Source organism: Nocardia niigatensis NBRC 100131 (assembly GCF_000308655.1).
Classification (GTDB): domain Bacteria; phylum Actinomycetota; class Actinomycetes; order Mycobacteriales; family Mycobacteriaceae; genus Nocardia; species Nocardia niigatensis.
Genome location: NZ_BAGC01000035.1, coordinates 138054 through 158708, shown reverse-complemented (window position 1 = coordinate 158708; position 20655 = coordinate 138054). Strand labels below are relative to the sequence as shown.

General features: G+C 67.0%; 15 protein-coding genes. 6 read left to right on the top strand and 9 right to left on the bottom strand.

What is annotated here, in order from left to right; all coding sequences use genetic code 11:
* Positions 1 to 89: 89 nt before the first annotated feature.
* The 3 genes from ON33_RS10295 to pruA all read right to left on the bottom strand — a co-directional run bounded on the left by ON33_RS10295 (position 90) and on the right by pruA (position 4333).
* Positions 90 to 1517 (bottom strand): amino acid permease, encoded by a 1428-nt coding sequence (locus tag ON33_RS10295; protein WP_040857768.1) that lies wholly within the window; start codon positions 1515 to 1517, stop codon positions 90 to 92.
* Between the two features lie 198 nt (positions 1518 to 1715).
* Positions 1716 to 2675: a proline dehydrogenase family protein gene (locus ON33_RS10290; protein WP_040857766.1), complete on the bottom strand. Its 960-nt coding sequence runs from the start codon at positions 2673 to 2675 to the stop codon at positions 1716 to 1718.
* Positions 2675 to 4333, bottom strand: coding sequence for an L-glutamate gamma-semialdehyde dehydrogenase (pruA, locus tag ON33_RS10285; protein ID WP_040858087.1), 1659 nt, complete (start codon positions 4331 to 4333; stop codon positions 2675 to 2677). The genes ON33_RS10290 and pruA overlap by 1 nt, the downstream gene beginning before the upstream one ends.
* 499 nt (positions 4334 to 4832) lie before the next feature.
* On the opposite strand from pruA, the gene ON33_RS10280 reads away from it, so the two are divergent.
* A complete protein-coding gene (locus ON33_RS10280) occupies positions 4833 to 6482 on the top strand; it encodes a PucR family transcriptional regulator (RefSeq protein ID WP_063710970.1) in 1650 nt (549 codons plus the stop codon).
* On the opposite strand, the gene ON33_RS10275 is transcribed toward ON33_RS10280, so the two are convergent.
* The 3 genes from ON33_RS10275 to ON33_RS10265 form a co-directional block, all read right to left on the bottom strand.
* The gene (locus tag ON33_RS10275) at positions 6421 to 8772 is read right to left on the bottom strand and encodes an arylsulfatase (RefSeq protein WP_040858083.1); all 2352 of its coding nucleotides are present in this window, start codon (positions 8770 to 8772) and stop codon (positions 6421 to 6423) included. The two genes, ON33_RS10280 and ON33_RS10275, sit on opposite strands and share 62 nt — an antisense overlap.
* 78 nt (positions 8773 to 8850) lie before the next feature.
* Positions 8851 to 9441 (bottom strand): cadmium resistance transporter, encoded by a 591-nt coding sequence (locus tag ON33_RS10270; protein ID WP_040857764.1) that lies wholly within the window; start codon positions 9439 to 9441, stop codon positions 8851 to 8853.
* 149 nt (positions 9442 to 9590) lie between these two features.
* Positions 9591 to 10601: an alpha/beta hydrolase gene (locus ON33_RS10265; protein ID WP_245550461.1), complete on the bottom strand. Its 1011-nt coding sequence runs from the start codon at positions 10599 to 10601 to the stop codon at positions 9591 to 9593.
* A 440-nt stretch (positions 10602 to 11041) separates the two neighbouring features.
* Here ON33_RS10265 and ON33_RS10260 point away from each other — a divergent pair, with 440 nt between their 5' ends.
* Complete coding sequence (locus tag ON33_RS10260) at positions 11042 to 12124, top strand: hypothetical protein (protein WP_157184466.1); 1083 nt, start codon at positions 11042 to 11044, stop codon at positions 12122 to 12124.
* Positions 12125 to 12146: 22 nt separating this feature from the next.
* On the opposite strand, the gene ON33_RS10255 is transcribed toward ON33_RS10260, so the two are convergent.
* From ON33_RS10255 to ON33_RS10245, 3 genes are read right to left on the bottom strand one after another with little or no spacing between them, the layout of a single operon-like run.
* Positions 12147 to 13391, bottom strand: a complete 1245-nt coding sequence (locus ON33_RS10255) for a cytochrome P450 (RefSeq protein ID WP_085996717.1) — start codon at positions 13389 to 13391, stop codon at positions 12147 to 12149.
* Positions 13387 to 13581, bottom strand: a complete 195-nt coding sequence (locus ON33_RS10250) for a ferredoxin (RefSeq protein WP_040857757.1) — start codon at positions 13579 to 13581, stop codon at positions 13387 to 13389. The genes ON33_RS10255 and ON33_RS10250 overlap by 5 nt, the downstream gene beginning before the upstream one ends.
* Before the next feature lie 6 nt (positions 13582 to 13587).
* The gene (locus ON33_RS10245; protein WP_040857755.1) at positions 13588 to 14904 is read right to left on the bottom strand and encodes a phthiocerol/phthiodiolone dimycocerosyl transferase family protein; all 1317 of its coding nucleotides are present in this window, start codon (positions 14902 to 14904) and stop codon (positions 13588 to 13590) included.
* Positions 14905 to 15470: 566 nt separating this feature from the next.
* Between ON33_RS10245 and ON33_RS10240 the strand changes: the two genes are divergently transcribed.
* The 4 genes from ON33_RS10240 (at position 15471) to ON33_RS10225 (ending at position 20150) form a co-directional block, all read left to right on the top strand.
* Positions 15471 to 16058, top strand: coding sequence for an NADPH-dependent FMN reductase (locus ON33_RS10240; protein ID WP_040857753.1), 588 nt, complete (start codon positions 15471 to 15473; stop codon positions 16056 to 16058).
* A 267-nt stretch (positions 16059 to 16325) separates the two neighbouring features.
* Entirely contained in the window at positions 16326 to 16568 is a 243-nt protein-coding gene (locus ON33_RS10235) for a sigma-70 family RNA polymerase sigma factor family protein (protein ID WP_169336795.1), read from the top strand.
* Between the two features lie 244 nt (positions 16569 to 16812).
* On the top strand, positions 16813 to 18054 hold the full coding sequence (locus tag ON33_RS10230) for a glycosyltransferase family 4 protein (RefSeq protein WP_083868802.1): 1242 nt from the start codon (positions 16813 to 16815) through the stop codon (positions 18052 to 18054).
* Positions 18051 to 20150, top strand: a complete 2100-nt coding sequence (locus tag ON33_RS10225; protein ID WP_040857749.1) for an amylo-alpha-1,6-glucosidase — start codon at positions 18051 to 18053, stop codon at positions 20148 to 20150. Before ON33_RS10230 ends, ON33_RS10225 begins: the two co-directional genes overlap by 4 nt.
* Positions 20151 to 20655: the final 505 nt, after the last annotated feature.

Below are 20655 nucleotides of genomic sequence, written 5' to 3'. Positions count from 1 at the left end.
CAGGAGTGGCGGCGGGCAGGTATCGGTACGAGGGTGACCCGGGGTCTGGGCGGCGCCGTCGTCGGTGCGCCGCCCGGAGTCCTTCCGGCTCAGATGTTCTCGATCGAGGCCGGACGGCCCAGACGGGAATTGAAGCGGGAATAGCCGAAGTAGATGATGAAGCCGACCACCAGCCAGGTCACGAAGCGCACCCAGGTTTCCCAGGGCAGAGACCAGATCAGGTAGATGGAGAAGCCGATGCCGACCACCGGGACCATCGGCATGAGTGGCAGGCGGAATTCACGTGGCTCGTCGGGGCGAGTATATCGGAGCACGATCACCGACACGCTGACCACGATGAAGGCCATCAGGATACCGATATTGGTCAGTTCCGCAACGGTATTGATGGGCAGCAGCCCGGCCAGGCTCGCCGAGCCGGCGCCGACGATCCACGTCACGCGGGTAGGCACCCTGCGGGTGGGATGGGTCTTGGCGAACCAGGCGGGCAGCAGTCCGTCGCGGCTCATGGCGTACCAGACGCGGGTCACGCCGAGCATGAACGTGAGGACCACGGTGATGATGCCGACGATCGCGCCCACGGCGATGATGTTCGCGATGCCGGGCATCCCTGCGGATTTGAACGCGGTGGAGAACCCGGAGGTCGGGCTGATCTCGGTGTACTTCTGCATGCCGGTGAGCACCAGCGTGGCCAGCACGTAAAGCACCATGGCGATGGCCAGTGAGTAGATGATCGCCTTGGGCAGATGCTTTTTCGCCTCGGTGGACTCCTCGGCCGCCGTGCTCATCGCGTCGTACCCGAACACGGCGAAGAACACCGTGGCCGCGCCCGTCCACACCGCGCTGGTGCCGAACGGGAAGTACGGGTGGTAGTTCGCGCTGTCGATCTTGAACAGGCCGAGCACGATGATCAGCAGCACGATCGCCACCTTGATCCCCACCGCGACCGTCTCGAACCGGCCCACGCTCTTGATCCCGCGCGACAGCACCCATGCGCTGCCCAGGCAGAACAGGATCGCGAACACATCGACCACATGTCCGTCGCCGGTGCCGGAGGCCCCGAGCATCCAGTGCGGCAACGTGATTCCGATCTGATCCAGCAGGAAGTTGAAGTACCCGGACACGCCGATGGCGACCACCGCCGCCACGGCCACGTACTCGAGCAGCAGGTCCCAGCCGATGAACCAGCCCGCCAGCTCACCCAGCGACACATACCCGTAGGTGTAGGCCGACCCGGCCTTGGGCACCATGCCCGCGAACTCCGCGTAGCAGAGCGCCGCGCACGCACTGGCCACCCCCGCGATCAGGAACGAGATGAGGACCGAGGGCCCGGTCGTAGTGTGGGCGACCGACCCGGCCAGGGCGAAGATGCCCGCGCCGATGATGCCGCCCACCCCGATGGCCGTCAGCTGCCACAGACCGAGGTGTTTCGACAGCCGCTCGTCGGAGGGCGTGTCGTCGTCTACCTCCGAGATCGGTTTGCGGCGCAGGATCTGGCCGCGCAACTCCGCAAAAGACATGCGGGATCCTTTCGTTCCGCTGCGTTCGCCGCACTGCGGTAGCGCAGGTCACACTAAGCTAGCTCAGCTAATCGGACCACGACCGCCGCTGTGATCGGGCGGTTGGTTGAATAAAGTTCAGAAACGTTGTCCGACCGGCCGACGCGGCCGGCCCCGGCGCAGCACGGCCGGGGCGGCGCGGTCTGGTCATCGGATGGATCAGCTGCGCGAACCAGGGCCGAACGAGCGCAGGAAGAACGCGAGATTGGCTGGGCGCTCGGCCAATCGGCGCATGAAATAGCCGTACCATCGATCGCCGTAGGGCAGATAGGTGCGCAGATGCGCGCCCGTGCCGACCATCCGCCGCTGCTCGTCGTCGCGAATGCCGTAGAGCATCTGGAATTCGAAGCCGTCCGGGCCGCGACCCGTGCACCGTGCGGACTGCGCGGCCGCCTCGAGCATGACCGGGTCGTGGGTGGCTACCATGGGATAGCCCCGGCCGCGCATCAGGATGTCGAGGCAGCGCAGATAGGACGCGTCCACCTCGTCGCGGCTCTGGAACGCGACCTGCGCCGGCTCGCGATACGCGCCCTTGCACAGGCGGATTCGCGATCCCGGGCCCGACAGCTCGCGGCAGTCGGCCTCGGTGCGCAGCAGATACGCCTGCAGTACCGTGCCCACCCACGGGAAGTCGGCGCGCAGTGCACGGACGACGGCCAGCGTGGAATCGGTGGTGGCGTGGTTCTCCGCGTCCACCGTCACCCAGGCCCCGGCCGCCGCGGCCGCGGTGCAGATCTTGTGGGCGTGTTCGAGGGCGATCACGTGGCCGTCGCGGGGCAGCGACTGGCCGAGGGCCGACAGTTTGAGCGAAACCTCCAGCGGGCGAACCTCTCCCGTGGAACCGGGTAGCGCTCCGAGCGCCCCGAGCAGGGTGAGGTAGTGCGAGACGGTCGCCCGCGCCTGCTCGATATCGGTGGTGTCCTCGCCGAGGTAGTCGATGCTGACGAAGCGGTCCGAATCGAGCAGTGCGCGGGTGGCCGTGGCCGCCTGGGTCTCGGTCTCCCCAGCGACGAAGCGCCGCACCACCTTCCGGGTCGACGTCAGCCCCGTCACCGCTCGTTCCACCCGGGGCGACCGCGAGGCCGCCAGCAGCGCCGGACGCAGCACGGTCGTGAACATCAGCGCTTCCCCGCTTCCGTCGCGACGGCCTGATGCGGATACCGGTGATCGGTCGGCGGCACGAAGGTCTCCTTGATCGTGCGCGCCGAGGTCCAGCGCAGCAGGTTCTGCGCCGATCCGGCCTTGTCGTTGGTGCCCGAGGCCCGCGAACCGCCGAAGGGCTGCTGCCCGACCACCGCACCGGTCGGCTTGTCATTGATGTAGAAGTTGCCCGCCGCGTAGCGAAGTCGTTCGGACGCCGTCGCGACGGCCGTCCGGTCGTCGGCGATCACCGCGCCGGTGAGCCCGTACGCCGACCCGCGATCGACCAGATCCAGCACCGCGTCGAACCCGGCAGGTGCTGTGTCGTCGTAGACGTGCACGGCCAGGATCGGGCCGAAGTACTCCTTCCGGAACGCCTCGTCGGTCGGATCCTCACCGAGCAGGACGGTCGGTTCGACGAAGAAGCCGATGCTGTCATCGGCCCGTCCACCGGTGAGCACGGTCAGGCTCGGTGTGGCCTTGGCGCGGGCCAGCGCCTCGGCATTGCGTTCGAAGGCATGCCGATCGATCAGCGCCCCACCGAAATTCGTGAAATCGGTGATGTCACCGTAGGTCAGTTCCGACACCTTGGCCAGGAAATCCCCGGACATGCGGGACCACACCGACTTCGGAACGAACGCCCGCGACGCCGCGGAACACTTCTGTCCCTGGTAGTCGAAGGCCCCGCGAATCAGGGCCGTGCTCAACACGTCCGGATCCGCCGAACTGTGCGCGACCACGAAATCTTTGCCGCCGGTCTCCCCGACCAGCCGCGGATAGGTGTCGTATCCGGCGATGTTCTCCCCCACCGCGCGCCACAGATGCTGGAATGTCCCCGTCGAGCCGGTGAAGTGGATGCCCGCCAGCCGCCGATCGGCCAGCGCCACCGCCGACACTTCCGGCCCGTGCCCGTGCACCAGATTGATCACACCGGGTGGCAGCCCGGCCGCCTCCAGCAGCCGCATCGTCCAATAGGCCGAGAAGGCCTGTGTGGGTGAGGGTTTCCACACCACGGTGTTGCCCATCAGCGCCGGCGCGGTCGGCAGATTGGCCGCGATGGCGGTGAAGTTGAACGGCGTGACCGCGTAGACGAACCCTTCCAGCGGCCGGTACTCCACCCGATTCCACACTCCCGGCGTCGAGATCGGCTGTCCGGCCAGGATCCCGCGCGCGAAGTGCACATTGAATCGCCAGAAATCCACCAGCTCACAGGGCGCGTCGATCTCGGCCTGATACGCCGTCTTCGACTGTCCCAGCATGGTCGCCGCCGACACTGTCTCCCGCCACGGACCCGCCAGCAGATCCGCGGCCCGCAGGAACACCGCCGCCCGCTCATCGAACGACAGCGCCCGCCACCCCGGTGCCGCAGCTGCCGCGGCCGCGATCGCATCGGCCGCATCCCGCGCCTCGGCGATGGTGATGGTCCCGAGCACCGTCGAATGCCGATGCGGCTGCACCACATCCACTACTTCTCCCGCACTGCGTCGCTCTTGCCCGCCGATCACATGCGGAATCTCCAACGACATATCGCTGAGCTCGGTCAGCTTGGCCTGCAGTCGCGCGCGCTCCGGTGTGCCGGGCGCGAAGGTCCCCACCGGTTCGTTCACCGGCGGCGGAGTGACTGTGACGGCGTCCATGAAATCCTCCTGGCTGATGTGGCCCGGGTCACTGGGCGAATACGCCGAGTCAACCCCGAACCACACCGGAGATATTCAGCCGATCGGTCAAGGAACTGCTGCCCGTGTTGTACGTTCGGCCGAAGGGTGAGCCGCTCTGCGCACACGGCGAGAAGTGCCGTCGCAACGATGGGGCGCGCCCGCTCGCATCGAGGACACAGGAGGCAGGATCGTGGCCGCACACAAACCGAACAGCGCACCCGCGACGCGACCGGCCCTCTCGCGTGAGGCGCAATCCATGGCCGCAATTCCGGATGGGCCCGACGGAATTCCGGACGAAGGCGGCGGGGCTCGGTCGAAATCGGGGACGCCCGATCGCGAACCGGAGGGAGCGGCCGAACCTGAGGCGCCGCTCCACGGAACGCTCGACGAGCCGGTTGGCCGCCATCGCGAGCGCCCCGGTAGCGGCGTCATCTTGCGGGATCTTCTCGCGGCCCTTGGTACGACACTTGTCGAACTGGTGGACGCGCCACTCGGGGACGAGCTGGCTATTCGGTCGGTCGCCCTGGTGGACGGCTCCGATCTGAGCTCGGAAGCCGTTGTGCACGAGCCTATGTCCGATATGTATCTGCATGTCGGGGTCGTCGAGGTCGAGGCGGTGCGGTGGCTCGAGGAAGTAGGGCAGCGCCCGCCCGGGCAACGGCCTCGGGCGGTGCTGACCAAGTCGGCCGTCGAAGCGGCCGGTCTGCGCCGGGCGGCCCTGCGGGTAGGAGTGGCGGTGGTGGCGGTGCATCCGCAGGCGCGCTGGGATCACGTGTATCCGCTGATCCGGCGGATGCTGGACCGCACCCGACCGGCTCGGGACAGCGCGGAACAGGATCTGCTGGTGGCGGACACCGATCTGTTCGGGCTGGCGCAGATCATCGCGCGGAACGCGGGCGGGATGGTGACCATCGAGGACGCGCACTCGCAGGTGCTCGCCTACTCCGCGTCGAATGCGGCCGCGGATCCGCTTCGGATCCAATCGATTCTGGGTCGCGAGGGCCCGCGCGAGTACCTGCGCATTCTGCAGCAGTGGGGTGTCTTCGACCGGCTGCGGCAGACCGACGAGGTGATCGATCTGCCCGCGCACCCCGAGTTCGACATCAAACACCGTCTGGTCGTGGGGATTCGGCGGCCGGGTGCGGGCAGTACCGCCCGGGTCCTCGGGGCGATCTGGTTACAGGAGGGCGAGCAGCCCTTCACCCCCGATGCGGCCGAGGTGCTGCGCGGCGCGTCGGCGATCGCTGCCCGCATCATCTCCCGCAGCCTGGACGCCCCCTCCACCGAGGAGGTGCTCGTACAGCGGTTGTTCGGTGCGCGCGGCGGCGGCGTCGACGTGCCTTCGGTGGCGAGCGGGCTGGGTATCCCGATGGACGGTCCGGCCGCGCTCATCGGCTTCGCGCTCATCGGCGCGGCCCCCGCCGGCGCGGACCTGTCGGCGGTGGGCAGCACACTTCGCCTGCGCGCGAGCGCCTTTCGCCACGATTCGCTGGCGACCCTGATCGGCGACCGCGCCTACATCCTGCTCCCCGGCTACCAGTCCGCCCGCGCGGTGACCGCCTGGACCCGGCAACTGGTCGAGCAGCTGGAATCCACCGGAGCGCACATCCTGCGCGCCGCCATCGCCATCCCCGTCCCGGACCTGACCGAGGTCGCCCGCGCCCGTCTCGAGGTGGACCGCGTCCTGGACAGCACCGAGGCGGGCGGGTCGAAGGACCGTGTGACCACCCTCGCCGAATCCCGTACGGCCGTACTGCTCGGCGAGATCCTCGATCTCATCGCCGCCCGCCCGGAACTCGAGGACCCGCGCCTCACCGCCCTGTTCGACTACGACCGCGGCCACGCCGCGCAACTCGAGACCAGCGTCGATCACTACCTGCGCCACCACGGCGATGTCCGGGCGGCCGCCACCGCACTGCGCATCCACCCGAACACACTGCGCTACCGCCTGCGCCGCGCGCAGGACATCACCGGCATCGACCTGGACGATCCGGCGGATCGGCTACTGCTCGAACTCCAACTGGCCCACCACCGCCGCGCCGCCGACGGGGGCGGCGGAGGCCGCCTCAATCGCGCGAGAACGCCGCAGCCGCAGCCAATTCCAGATCCAGGTACGGTTTCCCGCTGACATCCTCGATGACCTGGTGCATGACTCCGCCGGTGAACGGGAACGGTGACCGATAACGCGCGGACACGGACTGACCACTGTCCCGGCCCACCCGGACTCCTTCGCCGACTCCGGAGAACACGGTCGGCTGGATCCGCATGTCATCGAGTGAGCCCACCACCTTCTCATCGATGTAGAGGACGGCCTCGCCCGTGGGCGTGAAGTGGTCGGACCGGGTGCCGTGCCGTTCGTAGCGAACCCCGAGGATGTGATCGCCGAGCGGAACCGTGCGATCGGAGACGATCATCTGCTCTTCCTCGCCGAGGAAGTTGTAGATGTAGCAGAGGTGGCCGTCCTGGACGAACAGGGAATGCCCGCCGAGCCGTCCGCCATGGGCGAACAGCACTCCCTCCGCGTCCTCGCTGGTGATGGTCGTCTCGGCGAGCAGCGCGAACGAGCGACCCAGAATCTCGAGTGCCGCGCCCGGCCCGACCTCCGCGCTGTCCGGATAGTAGACAGCCCTGTCCAGGCCCTTGGCGTAGGTCGGGCGATACCGCATCATCGCGGAGACGAAGTCGAGGTCGTTGAGCGGCATGCCGTTGTACTTCTCGGCCTCCGAGAACCACAGGGCCTTCAGCACTTCCAGCTTCTCGGGATGTTTTTGGGCCAGGTCGTGCATCTGGCTGCGGTCCTTGTCGAGATGGAACAGTTCCCAGCGGTCCTGGTCGAAATGGCCCCAGCCGGACGGGCATGCCGCGTGAATGGTGTTTGCGAACCACCCGCGATGCCAGATGCCGCGCGTGCCCAGCATCGAATAGAACTGGGTGTGCTTGCCGACGTCGGCGTTCGCGTCGTCGAACAGCGCCTGGAAGCTGACCCCTTCCAGAGGACGCTGCTTCACGTTCTTCACCTTGTCCGGGGGCGTGATGCCGAGCAGCTCGTAGACGGTGGGGGTGATGTCGCAGACGTTGAGGTACTGATGGCGGACCTCGCCGCGGGCCGCAATGCCGGCCGGCCACGACATCAGGCACGGGTCGGCGATGCCGCCTTCGTGCGAGGCGTACCGCTTGTACAGCTTGTACGGGGTGTTGAAGGCCATCGCCCACCCGATGCTGTAGTGGTTGTAGGTGGTCGGCATACCGAGCTCGTCGATCTTGGCCAGGCTGTCCTCGATCGAGTCGATGTAACCGTTGAAAAACTTCATCTCGTTGGCCGAACCGTTCGGACCGCCCTCGCCGCTGGCGCCGTTGTCCGAGAAGGTGACGATGATCGTGTTGTCCAGCTGGCCGGTCTCCTCGAGATAGTCCAGCAACCGGCCGATCTGCGCGTCCGTGTACGACAGGAATCCGGCGAACACCTCCGCCTGCCGGCTGAACAGCCGTTTCTCGTTCTCGGACAGCAAATCCCATTCGCGCACCGTGTCCTGTGCCGGCCACGGCTTACCGTCGGCACTGGTGACGTTCGAGTAGGGGTTCATGGGTGACAGCTCGGTGTTCTTCGGCACCAGGCCCATACGTTTCTGGTTCTCCAGCACTATCTCGCGGTACTTCTCATAGCCCATGTCGAACCGGCCGCGGTATCTGTCGGCCCACTCGTGCGCGACGTGGTGCGGGGCGTGCCCGCATCCGGGGCACAGGTACATGAACCATGGCTTGTCGGGGGCGATCACCTTTGCGTCGCGAATGAACTCGATCGACTTGTCGGCCAGATCCTTCGACAGGTGATACCCCGCCTCCGGAGGATAGGGCTGGGTGATCGGGTGATTGTCGTACACCAGATTCGGATACCACTGGTCGGCCTCACCGCCCAGGAAGCCGTAGAACCGCTCGAAACCGCGCCCCAGCGGCCAATGCCGTTTCGACGCCGCGAGATTCTCCTCCTCCAGCGGCGTCATGTGCCATTTGCCGACGGCGTATGTGTTCCATCCGCGTTCGGAGAGGACTTCGGAACACAACGCGGTGTCGGCCGGGATCCGTCCCGACATGCTCGGGAATCCGTCACTGAATTCCTCGATCGTCGCCATGCCGACCGATGACGCATTACGCCCGGTCAGCAGCGAGGCGCGGGTGGGCGAGCACAGCGCGGTGGTGTGGAATTGCGTGAACTGCACCCCGCGCTCGGCGATGCGCCGCATGTTCGGCATCTCGACCAGGCCGCCGTAGCAGTCCCAGGTGGCGATTCCGATGTCGTCCCACACCAGATACAGCACGTTGGGTGCACCCTGCTTCGCGGTCGGCTCCTCGTACGGTCCCCAATCGGCGACCGAGTCCCGGATATCGAGGGCGACATGTCCTTCGAACTTCTTGGCCATCATCCACCTCTGGAAAGGAGAATTGTTCGTTCGATCACCGGTTTCCGTACCCATAAAAGAGTACCGAGCGGCATGTTTTCATATCGGCAGTTGGCCGAACACGAGGCCGGAGCGGCCAATTATGTAGAGCCCGAGCACGATCAGCACGACCGGGATGACCCAGCGGCTGTAGCGTCGCAGAGTTTCGACCAGCCGGCGATGAGTTGTCAGCACCATGCTCGCCGAACACCAAGCGGCGGTGAGAACGGCGAACACCATGACGGTGAGCAGTGCGTCGGCCAATCCCATGAGGCGAAAGGCCGGAGCGTAGACGGAGATATTGTCACCGCCGGAGGCGACGGTGAGTCCCATGACGGACCACAACCCGGTCCCGGCGACCGGCGTAGCGCGATCGCGGCGCCGGCGGGCCGTGACCAGCATTCCGATGCCCAGGCACAGCGGGATCGCGCCGAGCAGTCCGATCCACTCCTGCGGGACGGCACAGAGGCCCAGCGCCGTCAGCCCGGACACGGCCACGATCAGCCCGACGCCGAGGTATTGACCGGCCCAGATCTGCCAGCGTCTCGGGACCCCCGTGCTGTGCGAGGTGACGTTGAGGACCGTCAACACGAGCGCGTTGTCGACATTGGTGCCGGCGAACATCGCAGCGGCGGTCACGACGGTGGCCATCCCCGCCGATCCTCGGTGCGCATCAGGTGGGGCAATTCGTACCAGGGACGCAGAAATCTGGTCATCCCTCGCCGTCGAATCGTGTCGGGATTGCGGTAGTCGAGATCATCAACGCGAAAGTGGCTGTTCGAGTCTACGCGCGTGGCGGTCTATTGCACGAGTGCCGCTTCGAGAATGGGCCACGATTCATGAAGATCCTCTTGCCAATACGGCCAGGAATGCGTGCCCTGCGGGTGGAAGACGAAGGTGGCCGGTACGTCGATCGCCTGCAATCGCCGCTGGAACGATTCGGTACAGTCGTGCACCAGATATTCCAGTGCCGCGCCGAAGGTCACCGCCTGCGGCATGAGCGGATCGGTGAGCGATTCCAGTCCCGGCGTGCCGCTGCCTGTCGATACATAGACCGTCTTGCCGCGCAGTGCGGCCGCGTTGGTGAGGGGATCGTGGGCCTGCCAGGCCGGATCGGCGTCTGTTCCCCACATATTGTCCGGATTGCCGCCGACCCAGCGCACCGAATTACGAATGGCGAGTTTGGCATTCATGCTCGTGGTGTCGAGGCAGCCGCTGAAGGCCGCCACACCGCGATACAGTTCCGGATAGCGGGTGGCCAGGGTGAATGCCGACAGTGCGCCCATGGACAGGCCGCCGATGACATTGCGTCCATCGCCGTGGAATTGCGCGTCGACCAGCGGCGGCAGCTCTTGGGTCAGGAACGTCTCCCACATCTGTGCCCCGCCGAGCGCGGGATCGGGACGCTTCCAATCGGAATAGAAGCTACCCTTGCCGCCGACCGGTAGCACCACATTGACACGCTTATCGGCGAAGAACGACACGATATCGGTCTTCTGCGTCCAATTCGTCTCCGCGGCACCGGAATCCACGCCGTCGAGCAGATAGTAGGTCGGCCGCGGCTCGTCGTCGACGGGATGCAGCACGTCGACGGTGACCGTACGGTCCATGGCGGCCGAATACACCGATACTCGTGTGCGCGCCGGATCGAAATCGCGTACATCGGCGATGGCCGATTCCGCCTGGAGGACGATGGGTGAATCCGCCGGTGCGTCCGTCGGTTCCTCGGCGTGTACGATGCCGGTTCCGGATATCAGTAGTGCCACCATGGTCACTGCCGCGGCTGCGGCCTTACGTATCTCGGCGGTCATCGATGATCCATTCCGGTGCGATGGTACGAGCGAGCGCGGAAACGGCACCCTGGCGGGCAATTCGGTTTACTAAGTGAAATGTCAGCGACTCAATGGAAACGACGCCGAAGCGACTTTGCTCGCTGTTTGCTAATCACTGTAGATGATCAGCGGCCAGGCCCGGTGCACCCCGCGGCACCAGTCGACCGGCCAGCAGATCCTCGATCCATCAGGGGGCAGTGGAATCGACAGCGCGCCAACGATGAAGTGCTCCCCCGGAAACGGCTGCAACCGCGCCACCCGCGCACCAGTCGTCGAACAGCTGCTGTGCGCCCGCGAACGGAACGAATATCTCGTTCGCACCGTGGAAGAGGAACACCGGTTCCGGCGCGGCGGTTCGGGCCGGCGGGAAAACGCGCGCAACGGGCCACCGTGCCGGATCGTTCTGGCACCCTGTCCCAATGAGGTGGTCAATCGTCCTGGTCGCCCTGCTGACGCTGGCGGCCGGATGTGCTGCGCGGCCATCGGATTCACCGTGGCGCGAGGTATCGCTGCCGCAACGCGGGGCACGGGTGCTGGAATTCGCGCCGATCCCCGGCGGCGTGCTCGCGCTGGGCTCGGTTCCTTCCGCCGATGGGCGCGCCCCGGCCGCTTGGTCCTCCCCCGACGGCGTCCGCTGGAACACGATCCCGGTACGGCCGGACAGCCCGTATGGTGCTCTGGCGGAACTGATCTCGGCGGGCACCGGCACCCACACCGTGGTGCTGGGTCAGGCATTCGGTGGCGCGCACAGCAATCCGCGCATGACCATCTGGAGCGGCGACGCCCATGGTCTGGCCGAACACGCCCAGGCCATGGAGATGTTCGGTGGCCCGCACGCCATCGCGGTGACCGCGGCCGCCGCGCGGGACGGCACCGATCTGCTGGTGGGCGGCTGGGACGGCGACAGCGGCCGTTACGGTGCCGCGTTCTGGACCTCCGCCGATGGCGCCGACTGGCAGCGCCACGCGGATGATCCGGCGCTGTCGTCCGCACCCGGAGAACAGACCGGCGTGGCTGGGGCCGGTGCCGGTCCACAGGGTTTCGTCATCGTCGGGGAAACCCTGCGCGACAACGTTCTTCGTCCGCTGGAGTGGACCTCACCCGACGGGTTCGGATGGCAGCGTCATGAGCTGCCGGGCTCTAATGCGGTCGCCGCCCGCGTGGGCTGTGACAGCACCGCCTGTACGGTGCTCGGTCAATCCATCGGCGCCGCGCCGCACGTCCTGTGCTGGCCGTCCACCGCCGCCGTCGCCGTGCCCGGGCCGGGCGCGTCGACGGTCGACGTGCTGCAGGTCCTGCCGACCGCGTCGCGGGTCCTGGTGCTCATGGCCCTCGACCACGTGGTGCGGCTGGCCTCGCTGACCGCGAATTGCACCGAGTGGCAGCAACTCCCCCTGCCCGGCAGCGTCCCCATCGCCCGCATGATTACCCTGCCCACCGGCCTGCTGCTGGCCACCACCGGCCAAGACCGCAGCAGGCTCTGGCTGCATGACCTGCCCTGACGGCAGGGCAGAAGTCATCGCATCACCAGGCGACGGGCAGTGACCGTACCCCGTACACCATGGCGTCGTACTTGAAATCGATCTCCTCGACCGGCACGGTCAGGCGCAGCCCCGGCACCCGGCGGAACAGCGTCTGCAGCACCATGCCCAGCTCGATGCGCGCCAGCTGCAGACCGATGCACTGGTGCCGGCCCGAGCCGAAGGCCAAGTGCTGTGCGGCATTCGAGCGCGCCAGGTCCAGGGTGCCGGGCTCGGTGAAGATCTCCGGGTTCCAGTTCGCGGTGGCCAGATCGAAGATGATCGGGTCGCCGGCGCGGATGACCTCAGCGCCGACCTCGATGTCCTCGACGGCGACCCGGCGCAGCCCGGTGTCGACGATGGTCATGTAGCGGATCAGCTCGTCGACCGCATTGCCGAGCACCTGCGGGTCGTCGGTGTCGCGAATGGTGGCCAGCTGCTCGGGCTGGTCCAGCAGTGCGATCACGGCCAGCGAGATCATGTTCGCGGTGGTCTCGTGCCCGGCGACCAGGATGCCGACGGTCTGCAGCGCGGCCTCCCATACCTGCAGCTCACCGTCGCGCACCAGTTCGGCGACATCGGAGAGCAGATCCTCGGCCGGGTTCTCGGTCTTGGCCTCGACCAGCTTGTTGAGGAAGCCGAGCATCTCCATCGTCGACTGCTGTTGCTCCTCGGCGGTGGCATTGCCGCCGAAGCCGAGCTCGGTGGCCTCCTGGAAGAACGCGTGGTCCTCGTAGGGGACGCCGAGCAGTTCGCAGATCATGAGCGACGGCACCGGCAGCGCCAGCGCCTTCATCAGGTCGGCCGAGTCGCCCTGCGCCAGCATCGCGTCGATGGTCTCGTCGATGTGCTTCTGGATATTGGGCCGCATGGCCTCCAGCCGCTTGGGGGTGAACGGCTTGGCCAGCATGCGCCGGTAGCGGGCGTGGTCCTGGCCGTCGGTATTGAACATGGTGCGCGGGCTCATCTCCGCGACCGCCTTCATCCCCTCGTGGATGTGCGGGTAGGAGGGATGGTGGTTGTCGGCGCTGACGCGGGTGTCGGCGAAGAGTTGACGGGCCTCGGTGTAGCCGGTGATCAGCCACGGCTGCTTGCCCTCCCAGGTCCGGACCTTGGAGATCGGGCCGGCGTCGGCGAGTTCGCGGATCTCCGCGGCGGGCACGAACGGGCAGCTCGCGGATCGGCGACCGGGATAGAAGGTCGGCTCGGCGGGGGCCTCGGTACTGGACTCAGACATGTTCGGGTCAATCCTCGATCTGTATGGCTTGTGCTGGGCAGAATTCGGCGGCGGCACGCACGGCCGGGGCCTGCTCCGCCGCCGGATTCTCGTCGATCAGCACGACGACACCGTCGTCGTCGCGCTGATCGAAGACTTGCTCGGCCCGCAGCACACAGTGACCGGCTGCGATGCACTTCTCCTGACTGACAGCGACTTTCATGAGGGCCTAGCCCTGCACGACGGCCGCAGCGCACAGCGCGGCGACCTGCGCCCGCATCGCGTCGGTGATCGGTCCCATCTGGGCGTAGCTGTTCCAGGCGGTGTCGAATTCGACCTGGACGGTGAGCCGGTCTCCGACGGTGAAGATGGTCATCTTGGGCGGCATGTTCACCGCCATGGCGAACACCTCGTCGCGCACGCTCTCCAGGCCGGCCGGGAGCGGATGTGCCGGGACGCGGCCCAGATTGGAGAAGCCCAGGGTCGGCTGGGCGGCGAACAGCGCGCTGACCTCCGGGTCCAGCCGGCGTTGCCCGGCGCACATGAACAGCGCGGGGACGTGTGCGTCGAGCGCGCTCCGCATACCGAGTTCGATCATCTTCGCCAGTTCGACCGGGTCCGGGTCGGCGGCCGCGAAGACGGGAGTGGCGAGCCCGCCCACGCAGTTGAGGACGTTCGATTCCGTCAGTGGCGGAACGAGTTCCGAGCGCACGTCCACGGCGTGCCCGGCGACCATCGGCACCGGCGCGGCGTCGGCCTCGATGTGCGCGCGGACCACCGTCGGCGCCGCGCCGGCGAGCAGGCTGTTCACCGACACCTCGTGGACACGGGAGGCCGAGACGAGGCCGGTGGTCTCCTCGGCGGTCAATTCGATGCGCTGCAGGGCGATCCGGCCCAGCGGGTCGGGGTCGCTGCCGTCGCCGTCCGGCGGCAGCGTCCGCGCGGCGAGTGCCGGGTCGGCGGTGGTGGCGATCATGCGCAGCTGGGCGAGGAACTCGTCGACCTGCTCGCCGGTAATGGTGCGGGCCAGTTGATTGTCAGCGCCGTCGACCAGTACGGCGTCCGAATCCGACGGCGGCAGTGGCGAACCCGACAGCCGCGCGGTGTAGCGCTGCCACATCTCGCCGGCGAGCGCGAAGGCCGAGCGCCCGTCGGACATGCCGTGGTGCAGGATCAGCACGATCTGGGTGCGGTCGCCCTCGCGCAGTACTTTCGCCTGAATGAACCCGCGGCTCCAGTCCGGGGCGGTGCTGAGCAGCGCCAGGTAGGCGTCCTCGCCGCCCTCGGCGACCTCCAGAACGGGCTCGAAGTCCTCGCGCAATCGGAAATGCCGTGCGCCATCGGCATCCTCGATCACCTCGGCGCGCAGGAGCACGTGCCCGGCGGCCAGTTCGGCCAGCACCGCCCGCAGCACGTCGATGTCGATGCCACCCCGGACGGTGCTGCTGACGAACAGCGGGCAATCGGCCTTCGGCGCGTTTCCCCACTTGGCCTCGGGGTCGAAATGCCTGACCTCGAACGGAGATAGCGGACGTTGACTACTCATACAGCTGGCGCTCCCCTATGTGAAACATGCGTGTCCGACGATACACACGAAGGGGACAATCGTCAGGAGAGACTGTCAGGGACTAGTACCCGACTCGAACGTCCTAAAACCTTCCGGCGCACAATTATTGCCAGGTTTGTGCCGGTACACGACGTACGGGCGGATCGGGTATACCGACTGCCCAGGCGCGGCAGCCGTGCCTCGCATAACAGGGAAGCCCTTGTGGTCCAGCCGAATTGGTCGGTGTGGTAGTGGTGGAGGTGGCCCAGCGCCTCGCGCAGCGCTGGCCGTTCCCGTGCACGTACCACCCGGTCCGGTACGCACTCATGCCTGCCCGCCGCATCTCGAACGCCCACCTTGATCCCGTTCGAGCGTCGAAATCCCAGGGCGCGTGGCCCATACGGGGACCCGCTGCGCTGACGTGCTCTCGGAGTGAATACGACCCGGCCGCCCGGACCGCCCAGCACCTCCGCGAAGTGACCCACATCACCGCGAAGGCATGTCACAACGCAGGGGCCGCCGGCACCTTGTGTGCGACGAGTCGTCACCACCGAGGAGTAATCGACATGAGCAGAATCGGCATCATCATCGGCAGCACCCGGCCCGGCCGCAACGGCGAGAACGTGGCCCGCTGGGTACAGGCCGTCGCGACCGAACACGCAGGCGACACCGCCGAATTCACGCTGATCGACCTGCAGGAACACCAGCTCCCCCTGCTGGACGAGCCTTTCCCCGCGGCTCGCGTTCCCGGACAGCACCCGCACACCCGTCGCTTCGCCGAGCGCATCGGTTCCTGCGACGCGCTCATCTTCGTAACCCCCGAATACAACACCGCGCCCCCGTCCTCCCTCACCAACTGCATCGACTACCTGCACGCCGAATGGGCCTACAAGCCGGTCGCCTACGTCGGGTACGGCATCTACGGCGCGGTCATGGCGATCCAGAAGCTACGCGCCCAGGCCGGTGTCCTGCGTATGGCCGACATCGCCCCTCAGCTGGCCCTGACCCTGCGCGACGACTTCGTCGACTACACCGAATTCCGCCCCCAGCCACCGCAAACCCCCGCCCTGCACGGCCTGCTCGACGAACTCCTGGCCTGGACCCGCGCCCTGACCCCGCTCCGGGAACCCGCCGCCGCTGCCACGGTCGCGTAGCCGAGCGGTCGTCCTCGGAACCGAAGTCGTTGGGGCACAACGCCTGATCGCCGAGTGCAATCGACCGGGCGGGTTCCTGACCCGCAACCCGGTCATCCGCTACGAAATCGCGGGCGACACACCAGGAGTCGTCACCAATCCCGACGGCGGCATCGGCATCTTGATCCCAGGCGCAGGCCCCCGCTCCCGACCGGCGCTTGCGGAACAGGTACTGCGCGCGGACGCGACGCTGGAGGCCACCCATTCCGTGAATGGCGGGCCGGCCGGGTGAACTGCCTCGGCATGCTCGCCGCCTGCGTGATGGGCGGGCCCGGCGACGGGCGGATGCTGCCCGCCACGGCCAACGGCCAGCCCGCCGCCATCGAATACCACTGGGAACTCGACGGCGTATTGTGCGCAAACGGAATTATGGTGCTGGCTGCGACCGCCACCGGCGTGTCCGGCGTGGTTTCGTTCCACGATCCGGCCCTGGTTGTATTGTTCGGCTTCCTCGAGATGCTTGCGGAATGAGCCGGTAGAAAGGGGTTTTTGTGTCTGCCCCCGTTGCCGCGAGTTCTTGAAACGTCCACGGTACGAATGCGTTTCATCAACGCTGGGTTCTGAAGAATACCCGCAATTCGCGCTGGTAAAACATCGGTATAACTTTTGAATTGCGACGGCGCGAAACGGACAAACCGCCCTTGCCGACCGCCGGAGATCGTGGCACTGTATACCAGGGTTTGGCTCAGTTCAACTCACAACGAGGAGTTTCGAAATGAGTAGCGAACTTTCGTGCGATGCTCCACTCGAGAACGCCTTCGACTTTCTGCAGGTTCAGACCGACAATTCCGCTCTGTACGGTGCGGTCAATTCGCGGAGTCGATCGCTGCACATCGTTCTCGTTGCTCCCCCGTATTTCGACATCCCGCCGGTGGGTTACGGCGGCGTCGAGGCCGTGGTCGCCACGCTGGCAGACGAACTGGTCGATCAGGGTCATCGGGTCACACTGCTCGGCGCCGGCCGGGCAGGCACCAAGGCGAGGTTCATCCGCGTCTGGGACGAGGTCATGACCAAGCGTTTGGGCGAGCCGTATCCGGAGATCGTCAACGCCATGAAGGCCTGGCAGATCATCGAGGCGTTGCACGCCGAGGATCCGGTCGACATCGTGCACGATCACACCTTCGCCGGCCCCGTCAACGCGGCCGCGTACCGGACGCTCGGGATTCCCACCGTCGTCACCGTGCACGGTCCGGTCGACCCCGAGATGCACGAGTACTACCAATCCTTCGATCGCAGTGTGCGGCTGGTGGCGATCAGTGACCGGCAGCGCGCGCTGGCACCGGATCTGAACTGGATCGGCCGCGTGCACAATGCGATTCGACCCTCGGAGTGGCCCTTCCGCACCGAAAAGCTCGACTACGCCCTGTTCCTCGGCCGCTACGCGCCCTACAAGGGCCCCCACCTGGCGCTCGAGGCCGCACACGCCGCCGGTATGCGCCTGGTACTCGCGGGCAAATTGAACGAACCGCCCGAACACGAGTTCTTCGGCAAGCACATCACTCCGCTGCTCACCGACACCGACGATGTGTTCGGCGAAGCCGACGCCACCGCCAAACGCCATCTGCTCGCGGGAGCGCGCTGCCTTTTGTTCCCGATTCGGTGGGAAGAACCCTTCGGCATTGTCATGATCGAGGCCATGGTCTGTGGCACCCCAGTGATCGCACTGCGCGGCGGCGCGGTGGAAGAGGTCGTCGAACACGGCGTGACCGGATGGATCTGCGACCATCCCGACGAACTACCCGGCGCCATCGCCCGCGCCGACGAGATCGACCCCTACGCCTGCCGAGAGCGAGTCGAAAGGCTGTTCGCCACCGACCTGTTCGCGCAGGGCTACGAGGCGGCCTATCGCCGGGCGATCGAGATGGCGACGGAACGGTCGTCGCGAACCTCGGTCCGGGTGCGCGTACCGGCCGGGTCCCGGGTCCTCAGCAGCCACGCGCCGGGCGGTCGCGCGTGAGTGTCTTCAATGCCGGACCACCAATCCTCGTCGAGGGCGGCGCAAGCGTGGTCACCCTCGTCGAGGCCGGTACCTTCTGCCTGTCCGACCGGCTCGGGGACATTCACCCGGGCACCGCCCACGGCTTGTACTACCGGGACACGCGCATCCTCGCCCGCTGGGAACTGCGCGTGGACGGTCTTCCGCCGGAACAGCTTTCGGTGGTGGTGCGCGAACCCTTCCGGGCGCGCTTCGTCGCGCGCAAACCGCCGCCGTACGGTATCGCCGACGCGACGGTGCTGGTCCAGCGCCGGCGCGTCGTGGGCGAGGGCATGCAGGAGATCATCAGCGTGCTCAATCTCGGCGACGAGGACACCGCCCTGACGGTGGTGCTCGAAGCCGAGGCCGACTTCGCGGACCTGTTCGCGGTCAAGGAGGGCCGGGCGGGCGGTGGCGGCAGCGAGTCGGCCGCTTCCGAGCAGACGCTGCGCCTCACCGACCGCAGTTACCAGGGGCGTGGCGTCGTCATCACCGCCACCGAGGACCCCGAGGTGCAGCCCGGATCGCTGACCTGGCGGGTGCTGATCCCGGCGCACGGCAGCTGGCAGACGGTCGTGCACTGCCAGCCGATCAACGACCATCAGGTCGTCCCGATGAAGCTCGACGACGGCGACGAGCACAGCCCGGCGGACAAGATCCGCCGCTGGCGCGCCTCGACCACCACCCTCACCGCGAGCGGCGCCGGCCTCAACATCATCCTGCAGCGCACCGAGACCGATCTGGGCGCGCTGCGCCTCGACGACCCCGTCGACGGCACCTCCTATGTGGCCGCCGGCGCGCCCTGGTTCATGGCCCTGTTCGGCCGCGACAGTCTGCTCACCTCCTGGATGGCGCTGCTGCTGGACTCGGACCTGGCCCTGGGCACCCTGCGCCAGCTGGCGAAACTCCAGGGCACCGAGACGAATCCGATCACCGAGGAGGAACCCGGCCGCATCATGCACGAGCGGCGCTACGGTCCCGGCAGTGATCGGGTGCTCGGCGGCACCGTCTATTACGGCACGGCCGATGCGACTCCGCTGTTCGTGATGCTGCTCGCCGAATGCCATCGCTGGGGCCTCGGCGCGGCGGCCGTGACGGAGTTGCTCCCGGCCGCCGACGCGGCACTGGCCTGGATCGACGCCGACGCCGACCTCGACGGTGACGGCTTCGTCGAATACCGGCGCAAGACCGACCGCGGTCTCGCGAACCAGGGATGGAAGGACAGCTGGGACGCCATCTGCTTCGCCGACGGCCGGCTCGCCGACCCGCCGATCGCGCTGTGCGAGGTACAGGGCTACGTCTACGCGGCCCGGCTCGGCCGCGCCGAACTGGCCGAGGAGGCCGGCGACCATGCCCTCGCCGAGCGGCTGCGCACGCAGGCCGGCGACCTCAAAGCCCGCTTCGACGAGGCCTTCTGGATACCGAAGAGCAGCTGTTATGCCTTGGCGCTGGATGGCTCGAAGCAGCCGGTCGATGTCGGATCGAGCAATCCCGGCCACTGCCTGTGGACGGGCATCGTGCCCGACGAACGCGCGGCCGAACTGATCGAGCGGCTGGGCGCGGAGGATCTGAACAGCGGATTCGGTTTGCGCACACTGTCTTCCACCGCCCGCCGCTTCAATCCCATGGGCTATCACACCGGTTCGGTGTGGCCGCACGATACGGCCATCGCTGTCGCCGGTCTCATGCGCTACGGCCACATTCCCGGCGCGCTGGACCTGAGTGTGAAACTCGCGAGCGGACTGCTCGAGGCCATCCTGGAATTCGGCGCCCGGCCGCCCGAACTGTTCTGCGGCTTCGCGCGCTCCGATTTCAGTTCGCCGGTGCCGTATCCCACCTCGTGCTCGCCGCAGGCGTGGGCGAGCGCGGCGCCCCTGCAGCTCATGCGCTCGTTCCTGGGACTGATGCCCGACGTGCCCGGGCGCACGCTCACCATCGCGCCGCGCCTGCCGGAACGGGCCGGCACCATCCGGCTCACGGATCTCCGCCTGGGTCCGGCCATCGTGTCCATCGAGGCGTGCGGCACCGAAGCGAAAGTCGAAGGGCTGCCGCCGGATTGGCAACTGCACCGGAGATAGCAGCGGGCGGCTCCACTTACCGGTGGGCCGCCTCGAATGCTATCGCACCGAGCATCGTGTGACTGCCGCGGGTGCATTTCTCTTGGTAGACAATGAGACTCGGAGAAATGATGCTGTCACCGGATGCCTTCGAGGGCACCCGCCGTCACGGTACTCGCGCACCAGATCGTCAGCATCGGCCGTGAGATGTTTTTCTCGGCGTGACCAACCGCTCGCACCAATCCCGATGCCGCCGAACGTATTCCGGGTATCTTCCGCTGGTCTCATCTTGCTCCCTGCCGTATTCCTGAACGGTGTCGAGCATTCGGAAGCGGATCGTGCCCGCGGTCTCCTCGCGGATCAGGATCCTATATTGGGGCACCGGCGGCTCAAACCCAAGGGCCAGGTAGAGGTTGGGCGGAGGACCGAAGGATGGCGCGACGGTCTTCTTGCCGAGTTCGTCGGGGTCATCCGGCGAGGAATAGAGCCCGACGGCTGCCCGATTTCAGAGGGATAGGTAGGTGGC

Coding starts and splice junctions, on each gene's coding strand:
- ON33_RS10270 (WP_040857764.1), bottom strand. CDS start 9,441: ATGGCCACCGTCGTGACCGCCGCTGCGATGTTCGCCGGCACCAATGTC.
- ON33_RS10245 (WP_040857755.1), bottom strand. CDS start 14,904: ATGAGTAGTCAACGTCCGCTATCTCCGTTCGAGGTCAGGCATTTCGAC.
- ON33_RS10265 (WP_245550461.1), bottom strand. CDS start 10,601: ATGACCGCCGAGATACGTAAGGCCGCAGCCGCGGCAGTGACCATGGTG.
- ON33_RS10290 (WP_040857766.1), bottom strand. CDS start 2,675: ATGTTCACGACCGTGCTGCGTCCGGCGCTGCTGGCGGCCTCGCGGTCG.
- ON33_RS10295 (WP_040857768.1), bottom strand. CDS start 1,517: ATGTCTTTTGCGGAGTTGCGCGGCCAGATCCTGCGCCGCAAACCGATC.
- pruA (WP_040858087.1), bottom strand. CDS start 4,333: ATGGACGCCGTCACAGTCACTCCGCCGCCGGTGAACGAACCGGTGGGG.
- ON33_RS10260 (WP_157184466.1), top strand. CDS start 11,042: ATGAGGTGGTCAATCGTCCTGGTCGCCCTGCTGACGCTGGCGGCCGGA.
- ON33_RS10230 (WP_083868802.1), top strand. CDS start 16,813: ATGAGTAGCGAACTTTCGTGCGATGCTCCACTCGAGAACGCCTTCGAC.
- ON33_RS10240 (WP_040857753.1), top strand. CDS start 15,471: ATGAGCAGAATCGGCATCATCATCGGCAGCACCCGGCCCGGCCGCAAC.
- ON33_RS10250 (WP_040857757.1), bottom strand. CDS start 13,581: ATGAAAGTCGCTGTCAGTCAGGAGAAGTGCATCGCAGCCGGTCACTGT.
- ON33_RS10275 (WP_040858083.1), bottom strand. CDS start 8,772: ATGGCCAAGAAGTTCGAAGGACATGTCGCCCTCGATATCCGGGACTCG.